The organism is Granulicella aggregans (assembly GCF_025685565.1).
Classification (GTDB): domain Bacteria; phylum Acidobacteriota; class Terriglobia; order Terriglobales; family Acidobacteriaceae; genus Edaphobacter; species Edaphobacter aggregans_B.
Genome location: NZ_JAGSYE010000001.1, coordinates 1,582,193 through 1,603,728 on the forward strand (window position 1 = coordinate 1,582,193; position 21,536 = coordinate 1,603,728).

General features: G+C 60.5%; 13 protein-coding genes. 12 read left to right on the top strand and 1 reads right to left on the bottom strand.

The window, feature by feature from the left end; translation table 11 throughout:
- The first annotated feature begins 1 nt into the window (after position 1).
- From OHL18_RS06260 to OHL18_RS06295, 8 genes are all read left to right on the top strand, one after another.
- Positions 2 to 1,135, top strand: coding sequence for a M20/M25/M40 family metallo-hydrolase (locus OHL18_RS06260; RefSeq protein WP_263373963.1), 1,134 nt, complete (start codon positions 2 to 4; stop codon positions 1,133 to 1,135).
- 49 nt (positions 1,136 to 1,184) lie between these two features.
- On the top strand, positions 1,185 to 2,573 hold the full coding sequence (hutF, locus tag OHL18_RS06265) for a formimidoylglutamate deiminase (RefSeq protein WP_263373964.1): 1,389 nt from the start codon (positions 1,185 to 1,187) through the stop codon (positions 2,571 to 2,573).
- A gap of 134 nt (positions 2,574 to 2,707) precedes the next feature.
- Complete coding sequence (gene hutH, locus OHL18_RS06270) at positions 2,708 to 4,225, top strand: histidine ammonia-lyase (protein WP_263373965.1); 1,518 nt, start codon at positions 2,708 to 2,710, stop codon at positions 4,223 to 4,225.
- Between the two features lie 127 nt (positions 4,226 to 4,352).
- Positions 4,353 to 5,255, top strand: a complete 903-nt coding sequence (locus OHL18_RS06275) for a sulfite exporter TauE/SafE family protein (RefSeq protein WP_263373966.1) — start codon at positions 4,353 to 4,355, stop codon at positions 5,253 to 5,255.
- 70 nt (positions 5,256 to 5,325) lie between these two features.
- A complete protein-coding gene (gene hisC, locus OHL18_RS06280; protein ID WP_263373967.1) occupies positions 5,326 to 6,444 on the top strand; it encodes a histidinol-phosphate transaminase in 1,119 nt (372 codons plus the stop codon).
- Between the two features lie 52 nt (positions 6,445 to 6,496).
- Positions 6,497 to 8,236 carry a urocanate hydratase gene (gene hutU / locus OHL18_RS06285; RefSeq protein WP_263373968.1) on the top strand — a complete coding sequence of 580 codons (1,740 nt, stop codon included), beginning with the start codon at positions 6,497 to 6,499 and terminating at the stop codon, positions 8,234 to 8,236.
- Positions 8,237 to 8,244: 8 nt separating this feature from the next.
- The gene (locus OHL18_RS06290) at positions 8,245 to 8,838 is read left to right on the top strand and encodes a HutD/Ves family protein (RefSeq protein WP_263373969.1); all 594 of its coding nucleotides are present in this window, start codon (positions 8,245 to 8,247) and stop codon (positions 8,836 to 8,838) included.
- 298 nt (positions 8,839 to 9,136) lie between these two features.
- Positions 9,137 to 9,622 (top strand): Lrp/AsnC family transcriptional regulator, encoded by a 486-nt coding sequence (locus OHL18_RS06295; protein WP_263373970.1) that lies wholly within the window; start codon positions 9,137 to 9,139, stop codon positions 9,620 to 9,622.
- A gap of 64 nt (positions 9,623 to 9,686) precedes the next feature.
- On the opposite strand, the gene OHL18_RS06300 is transcribed toward OHL18_RS06295, so the two are convergent.
- Positions 9,687 to 12,293 (bottom strand): glycosyl hydrolase 115 family protein, encoded by a 2,607-nt coding sequence (locus OHL18_RS06300; RefSeq protein WP_263373971.1) that lies wholly within the window; start codon positions 12,291 to 12,293, stop codon positions 9,687 to 9,689.
- A 161-nt stretch (positions 12,294 to 12,454) separates the two neighbouring features.
- Between OHL18_RS06300 and OHL18_RS06305 the strand changes: the two genes are divergently transcribed.
- The 4 genes from OHL18_RS06305 (at position 12,455) to OHL18_RS06320 (ending at position 21,102) form a co-directional block, all read left to right on the top strand.
- On the top strand, positions 12,455 to 13,804 hold the full coding sequence (locus OHL18_RS06305) for a hypothetical protein (RefSeq protein ID WP_263373972.1): 1,350 nt from the start codon (positions 12,455 to 12,457) through the stop codon (positions 13,802 to 13,804).
- A gap of 146 nt (positions 13,805 to 13,950) precedes the next feature.
- Positions 13,951 to 16,143, top strand: coding sequence for a GH92 family glycosyl hydrolase (locus OHL18_RS06310; protein WP_263373973.1), 2,193 nt, complete (start codon positions 13,951 to 13,953; stop codon positions 16,141 to 16,143).
- Between the two features lie 195 nt (positions 16,144 to 16,338).
- Positions 16,339 to 19,785, top strand: coding sequence for a TonB-dependent receptor (locus tag OHL18_RS06315; RefSeq protein ID WP_263373974.1), 3,447 nt, complete (start codon positions 16,339 to 16,341; stop codon positions 19,783 to 19,785).
- A gap of 168 nt (positions 19,786 to 19,953) precedes the next feature.
- Complete coding sequence (locus OHL18_RS06320; protein WP_263373975.1) at positions 19,954 to 21,102, top strand: acyltransferase family protein; 1,149 nt, start codon at positions 19,954 to 19,956, stop codon at positions 21,100 to 21,102.
- Positions 21,103 to 21,536: the final 434 nt, after the last annotated feature.

Below are 21,536 nucleotides of genomic sequence, written 5' to 3' on the forward strand. Positions count from 1 at the left end.
TGTGCTTGGGACTCCTGAAATTTTACGCACCCTGGTCGGCATCGAAAGCGTCTCGTCGCTTTCGAATGCTCCACTGCTCGACGAGATTCAATCACTGCTGGAACCCCGTGGATGGTTCATCCAGCGCTTTCCGTACATCGCGACGGATGGTCTTGAGAAGGCAAATCTCCTTGCCATTCCAAGCCGCTTCAAGGACGCGCTGCCCGACGTCGAACTGCTCTTCGTGTGTCATACGGACACCGTTCCGTTTCGGCGCGAATGGGCCGCCGCCACAAACCTGACGGAACAGGACGGCTTCCTTCATGGCTGCGGATCGTGCGATGTAAAAGGCTCACTGGCCGCGCTCATCTCCGCCGCGCTCCAGGTCGATACAGCGTCCATGAAGTCTCCCGTGGCCTTCGCCTTTACCGCGGAAGAAGAGATCGGCTGCATCGGCGCAACGAAGCTCGCGGCCAGTGGGGCGATCCGTCCGCGCAACGTCATCGTATGTGAACCTACGTCGCTTCATCCTGCGACGGCAGGGAAGGGATATGCATTGGCGGAGGTCAACATCCGCGGACGTGAAGCGCATAGCGCCTTTCCGTATCGCGGAGCCTCCGCCGTCAACGCGGCCGCGAGCTTCATCGTCAAGCTAGAGCACCTGCAGAAACAGCCTGCGGCCAGCAGCGATGCTCGTTTCACGCCGCCTGTTACCACCTTCAATGTTGGCGTCCTTAACGGTGGCACGGCGAAGAACATTGTTGCAGGCGCATGTAGCTTTCTTGTCGAGTGGCGTCCCATTCCCAGTGAAGATCCCGCGCTCGGTGGCTTCATTTTGAAAGACATCGCATCGGCTCTCTCAAGCGAACATCCCGGGTGCGAGATTGAAGTGAAGGTGCTACGTACGGATGCTGGATTTGCAAACCCCGCGTCCGATTTACTTGGAGCGACTCTATGCCGCCTGCTTAATCGCACAGAGATAGGGATCTCGTTTGGCTCTGAGGCTGCGCGCTTCGCCGCAATCGCGCAGTCGGTTGTGGTCGTAGGCCCGGGGGATATGGAGACAGCGCACAGCGAACGTGAGCGCGTCCCCATAGACGAACTTGAAGAATGGACCGGCATCATCAAGCACCTTTTGCTGCAAGGCCTCAATTGATCCTCATCACGAATCAAGCACGACATTCTCAATGGAAGTGAGTAACACCATGCCGACACTCTATCGCCCCGAACTTCTCTACCTGGAAGGAGCCTTCCAAAGCGGGATAGGGCTGCTCGTGGGAGACGATGGCGCGATCCTCAACATAGGCGCGGACATCTCCCCCGAAGGTGCAACGGTCGTCGGCATGGCCGGACGGGCGATGCTGCCGGGCCTCGTCAACGGCCACTCGCACACGTTTCAGCGGCTCATTCGTGGCGTTGCGGAACATCGCGGAGTCAATGGCGACGACTTCTGGGCTTGGCGGAATACGATGTACCGCGCTGCATCGCGGCTCACCCCCGAAGAACTCTACGATGTTGCCCGCATGGCCTTCCTCGAGATGGCGTTCACGGGGATTACGGCAGTCGGCGAGTTCCACTACCTCCATCGCCAGACCGACGGCACGGCCTATGATGATCCCAATCTGCTCTCCAAGGCTGTCATCGACGCAGCGCGCTCGGTCGGTCTGCGCATCTGCCTGCTTCGTGTCGCTTACTCGCGCGCGGGATATCAACTGCCTCCAAACCCAGGCCAGGCGCGGTTCTATGAGACCAACGTCGAATACATCAACAGCATGGAGCGACTCGCCGCGGACATCCAGGGCTTTGATCCGACGGTGAGCTTCGGTGTTGCTCCGCACAGCATACGCGCGGTCACGATCGACGAAGTGAGGCGCATTAGCGAATGGGCGCAGTCGCGCGGCTTGCCCATCCACATGCACATGGCAGAACAGACTGCCGAGCTGGACGCGTGTGTGCGTGAGTATGGCTATACGCCTGTGAAGCTGATGGCGGAGAAACGCCTGCTCACAAGCAGCACCACACTCGTTCACGCGATCCATGTGACCTCCGAAGAGATCGCGCATCTCGCACGTGCGGGTACCACGATCTGCTCCTGTCCGACGACCGAGCGCAATCTCGGCGACGGCATCATCGATGCAGACCAGGCGTGCGCCGCCGGGATTCCATTCTCTTTCGGCACGGACAGCCAGGCGAACATCAATCTGCTTGAGGATGCGCGTGAGCTTGACTACCACCTCCGCCTGAAGCGTCAGCGCCGGCTACTTCTTGATGGCATCCACGGCGAAGAGATTGCCCAGCGGCTGTTCGGCTATGCGACAACTGGTGGCGCGAAGAGTCTCGGCATGAATACGGGGGAACTGAAGGCTGGCCTCCCCGCGGACTTTTTCACCGTCGACCTCAAAGATCTTTCGATTGCCGGAGCGACGGCTGGCGAATTGCTTTCGACCATCGTCTTCGGCTCTGAGCGGACCGCGGTCTGCGATGTCGTAAGCAACGGACGTGTTCTTGTGGCAAACAGACAAAGCCCTCTAACCGAAGAAATTGTCACTCGTTACACCGCAGTTGCTCGTCGGCTCTCGTCTCTGCCAGCGTAAGTTCGGAGCCGACCGCTTTTCGCAGAGGATACAGCGGTTCAAGGCGGTCAAAAGCAGGCAATCAAGCTATAGCGGGCAAAAGTGGCGTTGATTCCCCATTCACCGAGCTACCTGTTCTTACGTAGGATGAGACCATGATCCAGTTAGATGGAATGAGCTTCAGCGTTGATGAAGTTGTTGCAATTGCCTATGGCCGCGACCAGGTTTCAATTGCTCCCGCCGCACTTGAGCGCATGTCGGTTTCGCGCCGCTTTGTGGAAGAGGCGATGCTGAGCACGCAGCCTGTCTATGCGTTGAACACCGGCGTGGGCCTGCTCGCAAACATCGCGCTGGGTCATGCAGAGATCGAAGAGATGCAGATCAATCTTGTGCGCTCGCACTGCTGCGGCGTCGGCGACCCGCTGCCGCACGAGGTGGTTCGCGGACTGATGGCGATCCGCGCGAATGTGCTCGCCAAGGGAGTCTCGGGCATCCGCCCGGTCATCGCGGAGAGAATCTGCGATCTGCTGAACTGCGGCATTACGCCTGTGATTCCATCGCGCGGAAGCGTAGGTGCGAGCGGCGATCTCGCTCCTCTTGCGCACATGGCGCTGGCTCTTATCGGCGAAGGCGACGTTGAGTATGAGGGTGAGGTTCGTCCCGCATCGGAGTGCCTGGTGCTCGCGGGCCTCGAGCCATTGCAGCTTCAGGCCAAGGAGGGTATCTCGCTGCTGAACGGCACGCAGGCGATGCTTTCGATTGGCTGCCTGCAGTTGAAAGAGATTGAAACGCTCTTCGTCGCCGCGCAGACATCGGCTGCCATCACGATGGAAGCGCTGCGCGGCACTCCGGTTCCGTTTGATCCGCGGCTGCACAAGGTGCGTCCGCATCCAGGCCAGATGCACAGCGCGCAGCACATGCGCTCGTTGCTTGCCGATAGCCCCATCCCGCGCACGCAGGGCGTGAACCGGAAGATTCAGGATGCCTACTGCCTGCGCTGCATTCCGCAGGTGCATGGTGCCGCGTGGGACACGCTGCGCGAAGCTCGCCGCGTCTTCGAGATCGAGTTGAACAGCGCCACCGACAATCCGCTGGTCTTCGAAGAAGACATTCTCTCCGGTGGCAACTTTCATGGCGCTCCGCTTGCGCTGAATCTCGACTACCTTGCGATCGCGATCTGCCAGATTGCGGGCATATCCGAGCGCCGTACCGAACGCCTGCTGAATCCAACGCTGAACGAAGGGCTTCCGGCGTTCCTCGCATCGGCACCGGGCATTGAGTCCGGCCTGATGATCGCGCAGGTCACCGCCGCCGGTCTTTATGCGGAGATGCGCGTGCTGGCCACGCCGGCGTCAACGGGATCGCTGCCGACCAGCGGCAACCAGGAAGACTTTGTGAGCATGGGCATGACCTCCGCGCTGAAGCTGGAGCAGTCGGTCAAGCTCGCTCGCATGATCGTCGCTATCGAGCTGATGGCGGCAACGCGTGCGCTCGACTTCCGCGAAGACAGCGATACTACCCCCCTATTGCAGGAGGCGATACGCCGCTTCCGTGAGCACGTGCCAGGCTGGTCGAAGGACTGCGTTCTCTCCACCCGCATGACGAGTGCGGAGAAGTTCATCGCCTCGGGATTGTTGAACAATATTGAGGTGCAGGCTTCCGTAGCTGCATGAAGTCGTTGAGGAATCGTTTGCGCAGGCGCTAGACTTGCACTACGCCCACAGGAATTGCCCGGTCAAGCTCTGGAGACCGCGTCGGGTCACCGCAATCTTTTTCGAAAGAAACGAGGATTTGGCGATCATGACGATCAAGCAGATGCTCTTTGTCGCTCTCGCCCTCTGTACTGTGGTTTTCTGTGTTCTCTGGTATCAGGAGGCGCGGCGCAAGCAGTCGCTTTGTTGGCCGAGTCTGCGTGAGTGTGGCATCGGCTTGTTCACGCTCTTTCTCGACACGCTTGGCATCGGTGCCTTCGCGACGACGACGGCGCTCTACCGTGTGTGGAACCTCGTTGCCGATGAAGATCTTCCCGGCACGCTGAACATCGGCATCACGCTACCTGCTGTGGCGCAGGGTTACATTTATATGTCGGTGGTCGATGTCGATCCGAAGACGTTGACGTTGATGATCATCGCCGCCGCCGCCGGTGCGTGGTTCGGCGCCGGCATCGTCTCGCGCTGGCCGCGGCGCAAGATCCAGATTGGCATGGGCACTACGTTGTTCGTAACGGCTGGCTTCCTGTTGGCAAGGCAGTTTGATCTGCTGCCACTTGGCGGGGAGCTGTTGGGTCTTGACGGGCCACGTCTGCTAATCGCCGTTGCTGCGAACCTGCTGTTGGGAGCGTTGATGACGCTTGGCATCGGCTTCTTCGCGCCGTGCATGATGGTCGTGTACATGCTGGGCATGAGCCCGCGCGCGGCGTTCCCTATCATGATGGGCTCCTGCGCTTTTCTCGGGACGGTCGGCAGCATTCGCTTTATTCGCCAGAACCGTTACAACTGGCGCGCGGCTATCGGCATGACGATTGGCGGGCTGCCTGGCGTGTTGCTGGCGGCGTACTTCGTTCGATCGTTGCCACTGTACGGGCTGCGCTGGCTTGTTTTCTGCGTGATGATCTATACCGGCTTCAATATGCTTCGCGCCGCCAGCAGGGAACATGCCCAGAGCCTCAGTAAGGAAGCGCAGCCGAGCGTTGCGGAGGCGTAGTCATTTTGCACTTTAGCCCGCGTACGGAATTCTGGAATCGATTCAGGAGAGGCCTTTGACTATGGAGACGATGAACGAGCTTAAGCCATTCCTGAGCGCGACGCGGGCGGCGATTCGTGAGTTGCCGCTGTATAACTCAGGCCTCTCCATCGATTACGTCCGCAAGCACTATGGCGTTGAGAAGATTGCCAAGCTGGGCAGCAATGAGAATCCCTATGGACCCAGCCCGAAAGTGATTGCGGCAGTTGCTAACGCTGCTCCGGAGATAGCGATGTATCCGGAGGCGTCGTGCGATTCGCTGCGGGTCGTGCTTGCCGAATATTTGCAGGTGGCTCCGGAGCAACTCATCTTCGGCAATGGCTCTGAGGATCTCATCTCAGTCGCGGTGCATACCTTTCTCTCGCCTGGCGATCGCGTCGTTACCTTCGCTCCGTCGTTTGGATTGCATGTGATCTGGCCGCAGGCTGTCGGCGCTGAGGTCTCGACTGTATCTATCGGCGTCGACTACAGGATGGACGTGGACCAAGTGATCGCGGCGCTCACGCCTGGCACTCGCATGCTGCTCTTCGGCAATCCATCGAACCCGGCTGGCACATCGATTACTGCTGAAGATTTGCGCAGCATCCTGCGTCATCTCACACCAGAGACGCTTGTGCTGTTCGATGAAGCTTATCTCGAATATGCGATGGCTGACCCGTCTTATCCGGACTTTCACGCGATCCTGGCCGAGTTCGATATTCCGTGGCTGATGCTTCGGACCTTCTCGAAGGCGTATGGACTTGCAGGACTTCGTATCGGATACGCGATCGCATCCGACCCTGTGATGATCCAGTTGATGGACCGTGTTCGCGCGCCCTTCAATGTGAATCGGCTTGCACAGATCGGTGCGATTGCGGCGCTTGGGGACCGCGCTTATGTCGACACGGTCGTGGAGCGCACCGTCGCCGAGCGCGAACGTATGCGTGCAGCGCTGGAACAGATGGGCTATCCATCGGCGCCCTCAAACGCGAATTTTCTTTTTCTCGATGCTCGCGACAATGCTGCCGAAGTAGCGCGGCGGCTGCTGCCTGGCGGAGTCATCGTAAAGCCGTGGATGGAGCCTGCGTTCAACACGCATGTCCGTGTAAGCGTTGGATCGATCGAGGCGAACGATCAGTTTCTTGCTGCATGGAAGGCGCTTGCGCACTGATCTCGATCGCAGCACCGGGTCAATATTTTAGGAAGTATGTGAGGACTTAGCCATGTCATCTACCGTCATCGACACGCCCGCCGAGCAGGCCACGACCAACCGCTTCGATCCTTCACGCAAGATCCGCGCGCCGCGTGGCTCCGAGATCACCTGCAAGAACTGGTTGAGCGAAGCGGCCTATCGCATGATTCAGAACAATCTGGATAGCGAAGTCGCCGAGGCCCCGGAGAGCCTGGTCGTCTACGGTGGCATCGGCCGCGCCGCTCGTAACTGGGAGTGCTTTGACGAGATCCTCAACTGCCTGCGGAATCTGGAGGCCAATGAGACGCTGCTAGTTCAATCGGGCAAGCCCGTCGGCGTCTTCGAGACGCATCCCAATGCGCCGCGCGTTTTGATCGCGAACTCGAACCTTGTGCCTGCGTGGGCGACGTGGGCGAAGTTTCACGAGCTCGATCGCAAGGGCCTGATGATGTATGGCCAGATGACAGCCGGAAGCTGGATCTATATCGGGTCCCAGGGCATCGTGCAGGGAACATATGAGACCTTCGCCGAAGCCGGGCGGCAGCACTATGGCGGCGATCTTCGCGGGCGCTGGATTCTTACCGCTGGCCTCGGAGGCATGGGCGGAGCTCAGCCTCTTGCCGCGACGTTTGCTCATGCCTGTTCGCTGAATATCGAGTGCCAGCAATCGCGCATCGACTTCCGTCTGCGCTCGCGCTATCTCGACAAGCAAGCCAGGGATCTTGACCACGCGCTTGAGCTGATCCAGTACCACTGTGAACGTAAGGAGGCCGTGTCTATTGGCCTTTTGGGCAACGCGGCAGAGGTGCTGCCGGAGCTCGTGCGTCGCGCACAGGCTGGTGGGCCACGGCCTGACCTTGTTACAGATCAGACCTCGGCGCACGATCTGATCAATGGATACCTGCCGGTGGGCTGGACTGTCGAGCAATGGAAAGAAGCTGCAAAGGACTCTTCGCAGCACGCGGCGCTTCGCGATGCAGCGGCGGAGGGATGCGCCGCCCATGTGAGCGCGATGCTCGCTTTCCACGAGATGGGCGTGCCTACTGTTGACTATGGCAATAACATCCGGCAGGTCGCGCTCGAAGCTGGTGTGAAGAATGCGTTCGATTTTCCAGGCTTCGTTCCCGCTTATATTCGTCCGCTCTTCTGCGAGGGCAAGGGGCCTTTCCGCTGGGTCGCACTCTCGGGCGACCCGGAAGACATCTACAAGACCGACGCAAAGATCAAGGAGATCTTTCCCGAAGAAGATCACGTTCATCGCTGGCTCGACATGGCTCGCGAACGCATTGCGTTTCAGGGCTTACCCTCGCGCATCTGCTGGCTGGGCCTGGGGCAGCGCCATCTTGCGGGGCTTGCGTTCAACGAGATGGTGCGCAACGGCGAGCTGAAGGCCCCCATCGTGATCGGTCGCGACCATCTTGATACGGGGTCTGTGTCGAGCCCGAACCGTGAGACGGAGTCGATGCTCGATGGCTCCGATGCTGTGTCGGACTGGCCGCTGTTGAATGCCATGCTGAACACTGCAGGTGGGGCGACCTGGGTCAGCCTGCATCACGGAGGCGGCGTGGGCATGGGCTATTCGCAGCACTCCGGCGTGGTCATCGTATGCGATGGCACGGAAGAGGCGGATGCGCGGCTGAAGCGCGTGCTCTTCAACGATCCCGCGACCGGTGTGATGCGACACGCGGACGCTGGCTATGCGCTGGCGCAGGAGACTGCGCGCAAGGCACACCTCAAGCTGCCGCTGCTTCCGAACAGGTCCGTCGAATAAGGAGCTTGATGGAGATTCAAGCGCCCATTGCGATCGACAGCGTGGCCTCCATCCCGTGGAAGAACGGTGGAGGCACCACGCGACAGCTTGCCGTTGCGCCCGCGGCGGCCGGGGCAAACGACTTTTTGTGGCGGATCAGCATCGCGCAGATTGATGCGCCGGGAGAGTTCTCTACGTTTCCGGGGGTTGATCGCACGATCCTGCTCTGGCGCGGAGATGGTGTCACGCTTCGCTCCCCAGCTTGGCCGGATCATCGGCTCGACGAAGAGCGTGTGCCTTTCTTCTTTCGTGGTGAGGAAGACGTGTCTTGCGATTTGTTTGGCGGCCCTACGCAGGATCTGAACCTGATGGTGAGGCGCGGCAAGGTCGGTGCGACCTTCGAGATCATCAAGGAAGCGCGATACCTTGTGCCGACCTGTGATGACTTCTTTCTCCTCTGCTCACAGGGAAGCGCGCAGTTGGCAACGCTGACCCGTGAAGAGGGTCTCGACATTCAAGCCGGTCAATACCTGCGGGCTTCGAAGGTCGGAGAGAGGCAAGCATTCGTTCTAGCAAACAGCGGAGCGTTGCTCGTGGGCATCGCCGTTCGCATCTTGAAGTAGCCTCCGGTTCAGCGCAAGCAAGACTTCGCTGTGTTATAAGAAAATCGCGGTAAGATGAGTTTAAGCCATTGATTCAAGTGCGTATATCCTGGAATTAGCTTGGATCAACCGCCGGATGCGGTTTTCGCAGCGTCAATTCACTTCGATTCTTTGCGGCCATCGCATACGGTTAATGCAGGCGAACTCTCCGCAGGCTCTGCCGCGTCCCCGTTGCACGCGCTCCTGCCTCAAGCCATCAACTCAATTGAATTGCGCCTTACCCGTGTTGCTATAGCACTCTTGCCTGGGAGGACTTCAGATGGACAATGGTTCTGTTCTCGACAACATCGGCCGCAAGATCCTGGTTGAACTCCAAAAAGATCCACGCGCTACGTACGCTGAACTTGGCCGGCGAGTTGGCCTTTCGCCCTCCGCGACGGCAGAGCGCGTTCACCGTCTTGAAGAGGCGAAGATCATTCGCGGCTATCGGATCGATATTGATCCCGCAGCTCTTGGGTACGCGGTGAAGGCGCATATCCGCATGGTGTGCGATGGCGAGCGCTATCGGCAGTTCACGCAGTTTGTGAAGACGCTTGAAGCGGTGCGCGAATGCGACCACGTGACCGGCGGTGACGCCCTGATGATGAAGGTGCTGGTCTCATCGATTGAAGAACTGGAGCAGCTCATCATGAAGCTCCTGAGCTACGGCGTACCGACGACGAGCCTTGTCCTCTCGCACACGGTGGTGCGCCACGAGTTCAATCTTGAGTTGGAGAAGCCGACTCCCAAGCGCCGCCGCGCCTAGCGGCGCGATCCATCGAAGATGGTTGGGTTCATCGTCTTCGGGGCGGAAGGGTTGCTCCAGGAGCTCACGAAGATGCGCGAGTCTTGCCGGGGACGGGATAGGCCGGCGACGCATTGGGCAGCGTGATGACAATATGCTCGAATATAACGCCAGGGTCGAGGTAGAGAAGGCGCAGGGTGTGGCGACCGGCGGTAAGGTTGGCGACAGGTATTGTTAGGATGGCGGAGTTGCGGAGTACGTTGGCGGCCCAGACGGGGGCGGAGTCTTCATGCCACTCGCCGGTGCTACCGGTGTCGAGGATGGAGGCTGGGGCACCGTCGAGGCTGACGGCGAAGCGCTGAGCATGGTCTGAGTCCAGAGGGAACGTGGGCAGGACGTGAAGGGTGACCGTGGCTGGTCCGGCAACGGTGGTGGTGAAGTCGTAGTCGAGTGAGGGCTGCGGGGCGAGGCTCGCGGTGGGTTGGTTCGCGAGCAGGCCGGGAGAACCATAGGTAACGGAGCCGCCTTCAGAGATGCCTAACTCGGGGAGTACATTCCAGCGGGCAAGTGTTCCATCGACCTTGCGGTTGAAACTGGTCGCATTGATGGAGATGGTGGCATTGGGGTCGCCCTTGCCCCAGTCTGAGGGCAGCGGTTTGGCTGCGTCCGCCATGGTCGCGGTGGCGGGCATCTCGAAGACGTGGCGATCACGGGGAGCGGCGGACATTATGCCCTGCCATTTGCCCGTTTGGAGGTCGTTGTATTGCGCGGTCAAACTCTGTATGCGTTCGTAGGAAGCACGGGCCTTGGCGGTGTCGGTGGCTAGAGCGGTCGGGCTTTGGTCGTGGGCGTCGAGATAGGTTCTATCCGTAGATAGGAACTTCTGGTTCATCGCCGCCGCAGCTTCGACAGGGTAGGCTACGAGTTCAAAGTAGGACGATCGCGCGGCGGCAGGGAGCTTCTGCTCGAGGGCCTCGGCTTCGTCGTAAAGCTTCTGCCACGCGGCGAACCGGATTGCGTTTTGGTCGCCGAAGGCCAGCGGATTGAACGCGGTGCGATTGATGCCGTCGTTGTAGCCGTTGAAGCCCATGAACTCGGGTTTACGGATGAAGTTGAGATGGTAGTAGCTGTCGTAGAGTGTGGCGAGTTCTTGGGAGTCTACGGACGGAAGCTGCTCGGCGAACCAGCGTGCGAGGAAGTCGTGCTGGGATTCGCGGGAGACGGTCGGTTCATCCCAGGCGAGCTGCATGAAGTAGTCGATGTCGGACTCGGCTGGTTTGAGGTCGCCGACGTTGAGGACCCAGTAGCGGCGAACGCCGTGGTCGAAGGCCTTGGTGAGCTCTTCGCGCATCAAGGCTGGCGGGGTGGAGCAGAGCCAGAGGTAGTCGTGGGGAAAGCCCCAGTAGGAGACGTGGTAGTAGAGACCGGATCCACCGGGACGTTGTTGTTCGGCCACGGTCGGGAGCTGGCGGATGTAGCCGTAGTTGTCGTCGGTCCAGCCAAGGGTGACGTCAGGCGGGACCTTCATGCCGGCGCGGAAGAGCTGGAGGGACTCTTTGTAGAGCCAGATGACCTGAGGGACTTGGGTGAGGTCGGGGTTGACGCGATGCGCGAGGAGAGCGCGCTGGTCGCCGATGGCCTGCTCGACGAGGCGGGCCTTGACCTGGTCGTCGCCGGTGGCTTCGAGGCCGGTGTCGTGAACGCCGCGCAGTCCGACGGTGTAGAAGTTCTCGTACTTGCCATTGGCCTGGAGGCGCTGGTCCCAGTAGCGGATCATGGCGTCGCGATTGAGCTGGTAGTTCCAGGGCCCGTCGCCTTTGGGTGGCGCAGCCTCGGACCACTCGCCGACGTTGTTGCGCAGAAGTGCCTCGGAGTGCGAGGAGCCCATGACGATGCCCCACTTGTCCGCGAGGATTGCGTCTTCCGGCACAGCGTTGAACGGCAGCGTGCCGGGGTGCATGGCCGGCCATAGCGAGTTGGCGTGCAGTCGGAGCAGAAGTTCGAAGATGCGGTCGTAGGTGTTCGGTCCGATGGCATGGAGTTTAGAGTCTATCTTCGCGGAGGCCCAGGGACGCAGTCCCCAATCTTCGTCATTGAGGAAGATGCCGCGATACTGGACGGAGGGCGAAGGCTGCACGACGTTATGGGCGGAGATGTAGATGGAGGCGCGATGCGCGACCGGCACGTCTGCCCACCAGTACCACGGAGAGACGCCCATCTGGCGCGAGAGTGTAAAGAGGGCGAAGGCCGCGCCGCGCCGGTCGCTGCCAGCAAAGACGAGTGCGTGGGCGATGCCTGGGAGCGGGTGGTCGAGTGTGGTGGTGAGGGCGGACTCCCATTGGCCGGCGATAGCGGCAGTGTCGAGGTGCGGGAGCTGGGGCAAGTGCGCGACAGTGCCGACGAGCACCACGTCCGCGTTGCTGAGACCTGTAAGAGAGGATACGATGCGGGGACGATTGCCAGTGACACGGTTCACGTCGTCGGCGAAGGCTTCCACCGCGGTGCCGAGCGCGGGTGCGTCCTCCGGCGACAGAAAGATGGTGGCAGTGTGCCCTGAAGCGGAAAGACGAAAGGTGCCGGGGCGCGAGCTGAAGCCAACAAGGCGAGGTTGCGCGGCAAGGACGGGAGAAAGTAGCAGCAGAACGGCAAAGAGACGGACCAGATTCGGGATGCGGTGGCGGTCGATGCGCATGGGCTTTGAAGCTCTATTATCCACATCCCTGATGAGGGCCAGCTTCGGGCGCCTAGCCAACACTCAACGTGTGGTGTGCGGGGTATGATTTCTAGTATCCCGTCGGCCCGGATACTGATTGGGAACGCTGGTCTGGATGCCCGCAGTCTTTTGGGAGAAGAATGCCTTTCGAAGTACCGCCTTTAGAACTCGATCCAGACTCGGCCTGGGAGTTGTTGCAGCGCGTTGTGAATAGCCAGGAACTTCGCCGGGCGACACGCCTGCGGGAGCTTCTGCTCTATGTGGGTCAGCGTTCGCTCAAATCGCACGCGGCGAGCATCCGCGAGCAGGAGATCGGGGCGGCGGTCTTTGGACGCCCAGAAAACTACGACACCAATATCGACAACATCGTCCGCGTGAATGTGTCGGAACTCCGCAAGCGTCTATGCCACTACTTCGAGACGGAGGGCGCGGCGGAGCCAGTGCTGATGGAGATTCCCCGGGGCGGATATCTACCGGTCTTTGTGGCGCGTCCGGCCGTCGAGGTGGTCAAGCCGGTTGAGTCGCTCGAAAATCCTCCTGAACCCCATCGCGAGATACCTGCGATAGAAGCGAAGCCGGTCGAAGTGGTCACCGCGAAATCGGCGCGGAGCGGTCGCGACGTGGGTACATGGGTCCTATGGCTTCTGGGATCGGCTCTGGCCCTGGCGCTGGTCGCGGCGGCTGTCTTCTGGTGGCAGGCTCGGACCTTGCGCAATGAGTTGCAGCCATGGCAGGCGGACGCGGGCCGGGCGGCGTTCTGGGGGCAGTTCTTCGCGTCTGGCGAGCAGATGGACATCGTGACCGCGGACACTTCCTATGCGCTGGCGGAGGACCTGCTGCAGCGGCCAATCTCGCTGGACGATTATCTGGACTACGAGTACAAGAACTACGCCAACATGCCGGAGGTTACGCCGCAGACGCGGGACGCGCTGAACCTGGTGCTGAGCCGCAACACGGGCAGCGTGGGGGACTTCGAGGCGGCTGAGCAGGTGCTCGCGCTCAACGCGCGTTCTCCGCTGACGCGGCTGGCCTCGGCGCGGTCGTACACGCCACAAGCGATCAAGAGTCACAACGTCGTCCTGATTGGGAGCCGGCAATCGAACCCGTGGGTGGAGCTTTACAAAGACCGCCTGAACTTCTATGTGGAGTACGATCCGGCCCGGCACCGGTCGTATGTGGTCAACCGGGCTCCGTTGAAGGGCGAGCAGGCCGTGTATGAGATTGTGAATGATCGGAACCGGGACCTCAGCGTGGTCGCGTTTGTGCCGAACCTGAGCGCCCACCGGTATGCCCTGATTCTCGCCGGGACGGACTCGCAGGGGACCCGGGCGGCGGGTGAGTTCATTACCTCCAGCGAAGGGTTGGCTGCGATCCGGCAGCGACTTCCGCAAGGGAGCTATCCGTACTTTGAGGTGCTCCTGTCGTCGACGCGTCTGGAGGGAACTACCTTGCAGACGGCGATCGTGGCGGTGCGTGGGTACACAAAGTAGATTTCTAACGGGCAAACAGCGATCTCTCACTGTAAAGACATGATGTAAATGTTGGATTGCTTACTTGTGCGTGGCGTTTTCGATGCGGACAATCGTCCGTTATGCCCCTCCGACCCCTTTTCACCATCTGCCTAATTCTGAGCGCTTTGAGTCCACTGCAGGGCAGCTCTGCTGCGGCACAGGTGGCGAAATCGCCACAATCGCTGGCCGATCAGGTCAACGAGATGATCGGTACGGCGGCAGAAGGGCAGACGTACCCTTCGACCGGTGTGCCGTTCGCCATGACGGAGTGGACGCCCCAGACGCGGGCAGGGGAAGACAAGTGCGTCTCGCCGTATTACATCGTGGACAAGCAGATTCAGGGGTTTCGCGGCAGCCACTTCTTGTCCGGTTCCTGCGCCCAGGACTACGGCAGCTTTACCTTGATGCCGCTCAAGGATGCAGCGAAGCTGGGTGCCGCACAGTGGGGGGCAGGCTTCCCGCGTCAGAGCGAGCTAGCACGGCCCTACAAGTACAGTGTGGATCTGGATAGCGGGATCCATGCGGAGATAACCGGTACTCAGCGGGCGGGGATCATGCGGTTTCGGTATCCGGCGGGGCAGACGGTCGGGTTTCTTGGATTGGAAGGCAACCTCCGGCTGGGGCATGGGACAGTCCAGATCGACGTCAAACGCCAGGAGATTACTGGCGAGAATCCAGTTCACCGGATCTATGCCGGGGATGGACAGCCAGCGGGATTTTCAGGGTGGGTCGTGGTGCGGTTCGACCGTCCGTTTGAAGTAGGCGGGACTTGGGCCGGGGCAAATCGGGCCGACGGAAAAACGGAGCAGGTTGCGGACGCCATGCCGCTAGGTGCCTTTGTTTCCTTCGCGTTGCCGAAGGACGGCTTGGTGCGGGTTCGGATCGGGACATCCTTTGTGAGCCTGGAGGAAGCGCGAAAGAACCTTGAGGAGGAAATCCCCGGCTGGGACTTCGACGGTGTGGCCGCGAAGGCCCATGCGGCCTGGGACAAGGCACTGGGCGGGGTCGAGGTGGCGGGGAACTCGCCCGACAAGGTCACGTTTTACACGGCGATGTATCACGCGATGCTGCTGCCAAGGACATTCTCCGATGTGAGTGGAACGTATCCGAAGTTTGCCGACGGAAAGGCGATCGAGCGGGCGGAGGGGTTCATCTACTACTGCGACTTCTCGGCGTGGGACACCTTCCGCGGGGTGCATCCACTGTTTACGATCCTCGAGCCGAAGCGCGACCTGGACATGGTGAAGTCGCTGATCGCGAAGGGCGAGCAGGGCGGAAACTTGCCCATCTTTCCAGCATGGAACAGCTACACGACCGAGATGACCGGCGACCATACGACCGCGATCATTACCGACGCCTATGTGAAGGGAATTCGCGGGTTCGATACCGCTGCCGCCTATAGGCTGATGCGCAAGAATGCGCTGGAAAAGCCGGAGTTCGAGTTGTACAAGAACGGCCGCGGACGGCGGGCGCTGGATTCCTACATGAAATACGGATACATCCCGCTGGAGGACAAGGTACCCTACGCCTTCCATGCGAACGAGCAGGTATCGCGAACGCTGGACTACGCCTACGACGACTTCGAGGTGAGTGTGATGGCGAAGGCGCTGGGACACTCCGACGACGCAGCCCTATTTGCGAAACGATCAGAAGATTGGCGCAATGTGATCGATCCGGCGGTGGGATTCGCGCGCGGCAGACACTCCGATGGAAGCTGGGTGACTCCGTTCGATCCGGCGGCGAAGGCGAGCTACATCACGGAGTCCACCCCGTTCGTCTTTACCTTCTTCGTCCTGCATGACGTGCCCGGCTTGATCGGCTTTCTGGGCGGCCCGAAGCCGTTTGAGGCGAAACTCGATGCGCTCTTTGCCAAGGCTCTCTACGACCATGGCAACGAGCCAAGCCACCACATTGCCTATCTGTACAACGAAGCCGGTGTGCCGTCGAAGACGCAGAGCCATGTCCACGAGATCATGACGACGCTCTATCACAATGCTCCAAACGGTCTGGCTGGCAACGATGACGCAGGACAGATGTCGGCCTGGTATGTGCTCTCGGCGATGGGCTTCTATCCCGTGACTCCGGGAACTCCGCGGTACGAGATTGGGACGCCGCACTTCGATGAGATGGTGCTGCATCCGGAGAATGGCAAGCCGCTGCACATCATGGCGAAGGGCGCGGAGGCCGGAGCGTTCTATGTCAGGTCTGTGACATGGAACGGCGTGCGGCTGGATCGAAGCTACTTGCTGCATCAGGAGATTGTGGGCGGAGGCAATCTGGTCTTCGAGATGAGTAAAGAACCCATTGCCGCAAAGTGACCTAACGAGAGGTTTCACCGTGGACTTACTGTAAATTCACTTGTCCATCGTCGTCTGAGCTAGGCAGTGTTATCGCCGTTCTTCTTATAGAAATATTTGCGCTGTGAAGCGGCCCGACCGGCGCTCTACAGCCGGAACAAGAGCAACAAAGCCACCAAGAGAGGTACAACGCGAAAGCGTAAGAAGGAGACCAGAATGAACGCACCTCAGAAAAAGATGGAGTCATCCACACACCTGATTGGCCGTAAGAGCGGCAAGAAGCTGACCGTCCAGTATCTGCTTGCGCTGTTCGTGTTTGTTCTCTGTCTTAGCGCGACGCCCGCGCTGTTGGCGCAGGGCATCACGGGAACGATCACCGGCACGGTGGTGGACTCGACGGGAGCGGCGATACCGGGGGCGACGGTCACGGTAAAGGACCTGGGGACGAACGCCGTCCACACCGTGACCACCTCCGACGTGGGGAGCTATACGGTGACTCAGCTGCCTCCAGGGCAGTACACCGTCACGGTCGCCAAGGCGACGTTCAAGTCGTATAAGCAGAGCGCGATCACGCTCTCGATCGACCAGGTGGCGCAGATCAACGCGGAGCTGACCGTCGGCGGAACCGACCAGACGGTCGAAGTCACGAGCGCGGGGCCGACGATCCAGACCGAAGACTCCTCGGTGGGTTCGGTCATCGACAGCCAGGCGATCCAGAACACGCCGCTCAATGGCCGCCTGGGAATTAACGGTCTGGTGGCGTTGGCACCCGGAGTCCAGGGCGTGGGTGCGCAGGACCAGCTCGATACGCGCGGAGTCACGGCGGCCATCGGGACGGGCGGAAGGAACGCTTACGGCGGCCTGGGTTCGACGCTCGATGGCGTCACCAACCAGGAGGTCACCCTGCAGCGTGGCGAGGGCGAAGTCCCCTCGCTTGACGCCATCGCTGAGTTCAAGATCCTCACCACCGGCGCACCGGCAGAGTTCAACCAGCCCGCTCAGATCATCGTCGTCAGCGCCAGCGGCACCAACAAGCTGCACGGCGGGGCCTTCGAGTTCAACCGGTCCAAGGGCATGGGTGCGAAGAGCTACTTCAGCGGATCGCAGGCGCGGCCGCCCTACCAGCGCAACGAGTACGGCGGGAACCTGAGCGGCCCCATCTTTATCCCCAAGCTCTACAACGGTCGTGACCGCAGCTTCTTCTTCGCCGCCTTCGAGGGGTTCCATCTCACCCAGTCCTATGCGCTCAGCACGCAGCAGCCCAGCCTGCTGGAGCGCCAGGGCGACTTCAGCGAGTTCCTCGCCGGCGGTGCCTGTGAGCAGAAGGTCAACGGCGTCCTCACCCCCACCATCATCATCAATCCGGCGACCGGGCTTCCCTTTCCGGGTAACGTCATCAATACGACGTTGAATCCCGTCGATCAGCAACTGCTGAACATCCTCTATCCCAAGCCAACCACCAGCGGCTGCGGCACCAACACCTTTGAAGAGGTGCAGGAGCTGAGCAAGTCCACGCGGTTTTCGCTGCGCGTCGACCACAAGATCGGCCCGAACGACCAGGTCCGCTTCACCTGGCTGCGAGCGTTCTACGGCCCAAACGCGACCAACGGATCGGACAGCCTGCAGGGCGGCAACGCGCAGGACGGCGAGCACAACAGCAACTTCATCGCCGGCTATACGCACACCTTCTCATCGACGCTGCTGCTCGACGTCTACGGTTCGTACTTCCACCTTCCCATCTACCGCACGCCTCAGAACTACAAGACCGACTTCTCTTCGATCATTCCCGGCCTCGGGCCGGAGCTAATCGAAGGCGCACCGCAGATCACAATCACGAACATCCAGAGCGTCTCCGAGTCGGGATCGAAAGACCTCGAACAGGACGGCCAGATCGTCGGTGCCCTCACCAAGGTCTTCGCCAAGCACACCGTCAAGATCGGCGCCTCCTACCTCTACGACAACCACTTCAACGACTCGGCGGAGAGCCCGCAACGCGGCTCGTTCACCTTCAACGGCCACTACTCCGGCATCGCGTTCGCCGACTTCCTCCTCGGCGATCCCGTCTCGACCGGCAACGCGACGCCGAACAACTACATTGTCCGCAACATCTCTGCCCAGTATGCGGGATATGTGCAGGACGACTGGAAGCCGGTTCCGAAGCTCACCATCAACGCCGGCCTGCGTTACGACCTGCAGTGGTTCAAGCCCAGCCCCTATGGTGCGGAGTCGCTCTACATTCCCTCGCTGAAGGAAGTAGTCGTCTTTGGCAAGGCCTATCCGTCGGCTTCGATTCCCGCCTTTATCAACGGTGCGATCCCGATCGCGCTCTCCTCGCAGGTTGGTCTGCCGAACAACGTCTTCAGCTACCTCGGCCAGGCGAAGAAGAACTTCGCCCCGCGCTTTGGCTTCGCCTATGAGATTCTGCCGAACACGGTCATCCGTGGCGCGGCTGGCCTCTACTTCAACCTGCTGGCGTCTAACTATATCGATACCGCACCCTTTACCACGCTCCCCTTTGTCAGCTCAGAGAGCTATACCAACTCGACGTCCGGCACTCCGGCCTTCACGATGAACAATCCCTTCTCGGCGACGGGCAAGTTCACCGCGAACCCTTCGGTCCTCACCCAGCCCAAGACGACTACCCCGTACACCGAGGAGTACAACCTTGCCGTGGAGCACCAGTTCAAGAGAGGGTTGGACGTCCGCGTTGGCTACGTCGGCCAGCACAACCTGAAGCAGAACAACTTCGGCGGCCCTGGAACGACGACGCCAAACATCAACCTGCAGAACCCGCCGATCGTTGGCGTGAGCGTCCAGAGCACGAACCTGGTGCAGCCGTTCTCCGCCATCACTGAGAACATCGACCCCATCTTCCACAGCTCGATGAACTCACTGCAACTCGGCCTGCATAAGCAGTACAGCCACGGCATCGCCTTCGGCGCGGAGTACCAGTGGACGCGTGTGCTCGGCACGGAGAACATTGAGAACCCGTCCGGTGCAACGCCGAACGACAGCTATGGACCGGTCTCCGGCATCACGCCTCAAGTGCTGGCACTCAACTACTCCTACCTGCTTCCGTTCGGCCGTGGACAGGCGTTTCTCTCCGGCTCCAGCAACCTGGTCAGCAAGATCGTCAGCGGATGGCAGATCTCCGGCATCACGGACATCCAGACCGGACAGCCCTTCTCGGTGACCTATTCCGCACCGGGCTCGCCGGCTGGTCAGGTAAGCGGCCGCGCGAACATCGTTCCTGGTGTGCCGCTCTATCCAAGCAAGAAGACCAAGGCACAGTGGTTCAACCCGGCGGCGTTCGTCGCGCCTCCGTGCTACACCACAACCGGGCTTAGCGGCACCTGCGCCACGGTCTACGCCAACGCCGCCGGGGCAACCACCTACGCCACCTACGGAAACTCCGGCTACGACATGCTGCGCGGACCCCGCTTCCAGAACTGGGACATGAACCTGCAGAAGAACATCCTGTTCAAGGAGCGGTACAACGTGCAGCTTCGGGCGGACTCGTTCAACGTCTTCAATCACCCGAACTTTGCCACCCCGAACGCCGCGATCAGCAACACGTCGAGCGTGGGTACGATCACCGGAATCTCCGGAACGCCCGCCTATGAACAGCGCACGGTGGAGTTCGCGGCGAAGTTCAGCTTCTAGTCCGCAACAGGGCTAAGCCGCAGCCCGTTCCTTAGCATTTGGGGAACGGCATAAGAGGTTGAACCAGCAGGGGCCTGAACAAATGTCCCACCCGAATGCGCAGCACCCACAACCGGGGAGCTGCGCATTCGGCGCTTGGCCTGAGCTTTCGAAGAAAGAAGAGCTGCCATGATTCCTGCGAGAACGATCAAGGCTCCCCGTCTACTTTCGCTCGATGTGCTGCGTGGTGCCACGGTGGCGCTCATGATCCTGGTCAACAACGCCGGGGCCGCGTCGATCGCTTATGGGGAGCTGCGTCACTCGGCCTGGAACGGATGCAGCCTGGCGGATGTCGTGTTTCCAATGTTCCTGTTCATCGTGGGGGCTTCCATCGCGATTGCGCTGCCGCGCAGGCTGGAGCGAGGGGATACGCAGGTTGCGGTGCTCGCGCAGGTGCTTCGACGTGCGGCAGTGATCGCAGCGATCGGGCTGGCGTTGAACGCTCTGCCGATGTTTCACATGGGTGAGCTGCGGTACTATGGCGTGCTGCAACGGATCGCGCTGTGCTACCTGTTTGCGAGTGTCATCTTTCTGTACGGGCGCGCACCCGCGTGTGCTGCGGTTGTGGTCATGGCGCTGGTAGGGTATAGGCTGCTGTTGTGCGATGTCCCTGTGCCGGGATTTGGGCTGCCGGGAATCGATGTGCCTCTGCTCGACCCGCGTGGGAACCTGACGGCGTGGCTGGATCGGAGGCTGGTGCCGGTCACGCATCTCTATCATCAGGGGTTTTACGATCCGGAGGGGCTGCTCAGCACACTGCCCGCAGTAGCAACGACGCTCTTTGGAACGCTGAGTGCCTTGTGGCTGCGCGGTGAAACTTCGGAGCGCCGAAAGGCTGTCTGGCTGCTGCTGTGCGGGGTCCTGCTGCTAGGCGGCGGCCTCGCGTGGGGACAAAGCTTTCCGCTGAACAAGCGCCTGTGGACGAGCTCGTTCGTATTGTTCAATGCGGGTCTGGACATCGTCTTGCTCGCAGCCCTGTATCGGGGAATTGATTGCCGCGGAGAGCGGGACTCACGGTTGCGGAAGAGCCTGGTGCCGTGGCTGGCGTTCGGCAGCAACGCGTTGACGGCGTATATCTTCAGCGAGGTGCTGGCGGTGTTGTTGAGCGCAATTCCTGTGGGGCATCAGGAGACGCTGCAGCAGTGGCTGTTCCGGTTGATCCCGCCGGGTCTGGGGTCTCCGGCGTTTCTTTCGCTGATCTATTCGTTGTTGTTTGTGGCGGTATGTTTTGTGCCGGTGCTGGGGCTGTACCGGCGCAAGATCTTCATCAAGCTCTAGCACCTTCGATGCCCGTAGTGTCTTCTTCATTCAATCGGCCTTGCTTAAGGGCAAGGCTTGAGCCGTCCCGCAAGAGCTTCCTGTTGTCTTCCGGCTTTAGCCGCTGAGGGACTCTCTTCGGTCCGAGTCCGAATGGCTAAGGGTCAGGGGCCCTGCCATGTGTCGATCGTGGGTGACATCTCACCGGTCGACAGCAGATGTCGTAGCGCAGCATGACGGATGAGGTGCCGGCGTCGAGTTGGACCGCGTCCTTGTGCGCGGTCAGGATTCTGCCGCCAACGATCATGGAGTCGATGAGCCAGTCGACTGCACGAACGACGTTGGGATAGGCCCCCAACCTACCCGTTCGAGTAGGTTGAAATGTACTCTTCACGAGTCATTCATCTTCGGAACTCTTTGCTAAGCTAAGCGCAAGCCAAAGTTGACAAAATTCA

Bases quoted from the DNA above. Each gene is read 5' to 3' on its own strand.
- OHL18_RS06305 (WP_263373972.1), top strand. From the start codon at position 12,455: ATGCCTTTCGAAGTACCGCCTTTAGAACTCGATCCAGACTCGGCCTGG.
- hutF (WP_263373964.1), top strand. From the start codon at position 1,185: ATGCCGACACTCTATCGCCCCGAACTTCTCTACCTGGAAGGAGCCTTC.
- OHL18_RS06315 (WP_263373974.1), top strand. From the start codon at position 16,339: ATGAACGCACCTCAGAAAAAGATGGAGTCATCCACACACCTGATTGGC.
- OHL18_RS06300 (WP_263373971.1), bottom strand. From the start codon at position 12,293: ATGCGCATCGACCGCCACCGCATCCCGAATCTGGTCCGTCTCTTTGCC.
- hisC (WP_263373967.1), top strand. From the start codon at position 5,326: ATGAACGAGCTTAAGCCATTCCTGAGCGCGACGCGGGCGGCGATTCGT.
- OHL18_RS06320 (WP_263373975.1), top strand. From the start codon at position 19,954: ATGATTCCTGCGAGAACGATCAAGGCTCCCCGTCTACTTTCGCTCGAT.
- OHL18_RS06295 (WP_263373970.1), top strand. From the start codon at position 9,137: ATGGACAATGGTTCTGTTCTCGACAACATCGGCCGCAAGATCCTGGTT.
- hutU (WP_263373968.1), top strand. From the start codon at position 6,497: ATGTCATCTACCGTCATCGACACGCCCGCCGAGCAGGCCACGACCAAC.
- OHL18_RS06275 (WP_263373966.1), top strand. From the start codon at position 4,353: ATGACGATCAAGCAGATGCTCTTTGTCGCTCTCGCCCTCTGTACTGTG.
- OHL18_RS06290 (WP_263373969.1), top strand. From the start codon at position 8,245: ATGGAGATTCAAGCGCCCATTGCGATCGACAGCGTGGCCTCCATCCCG.
- hutH (WP_263373965.1), top strand. From the start codon at position 2,708: ATGATCCAGTTAGATGGAATGAGCTTCAGCGTTGATGAAGTTGTTGCA.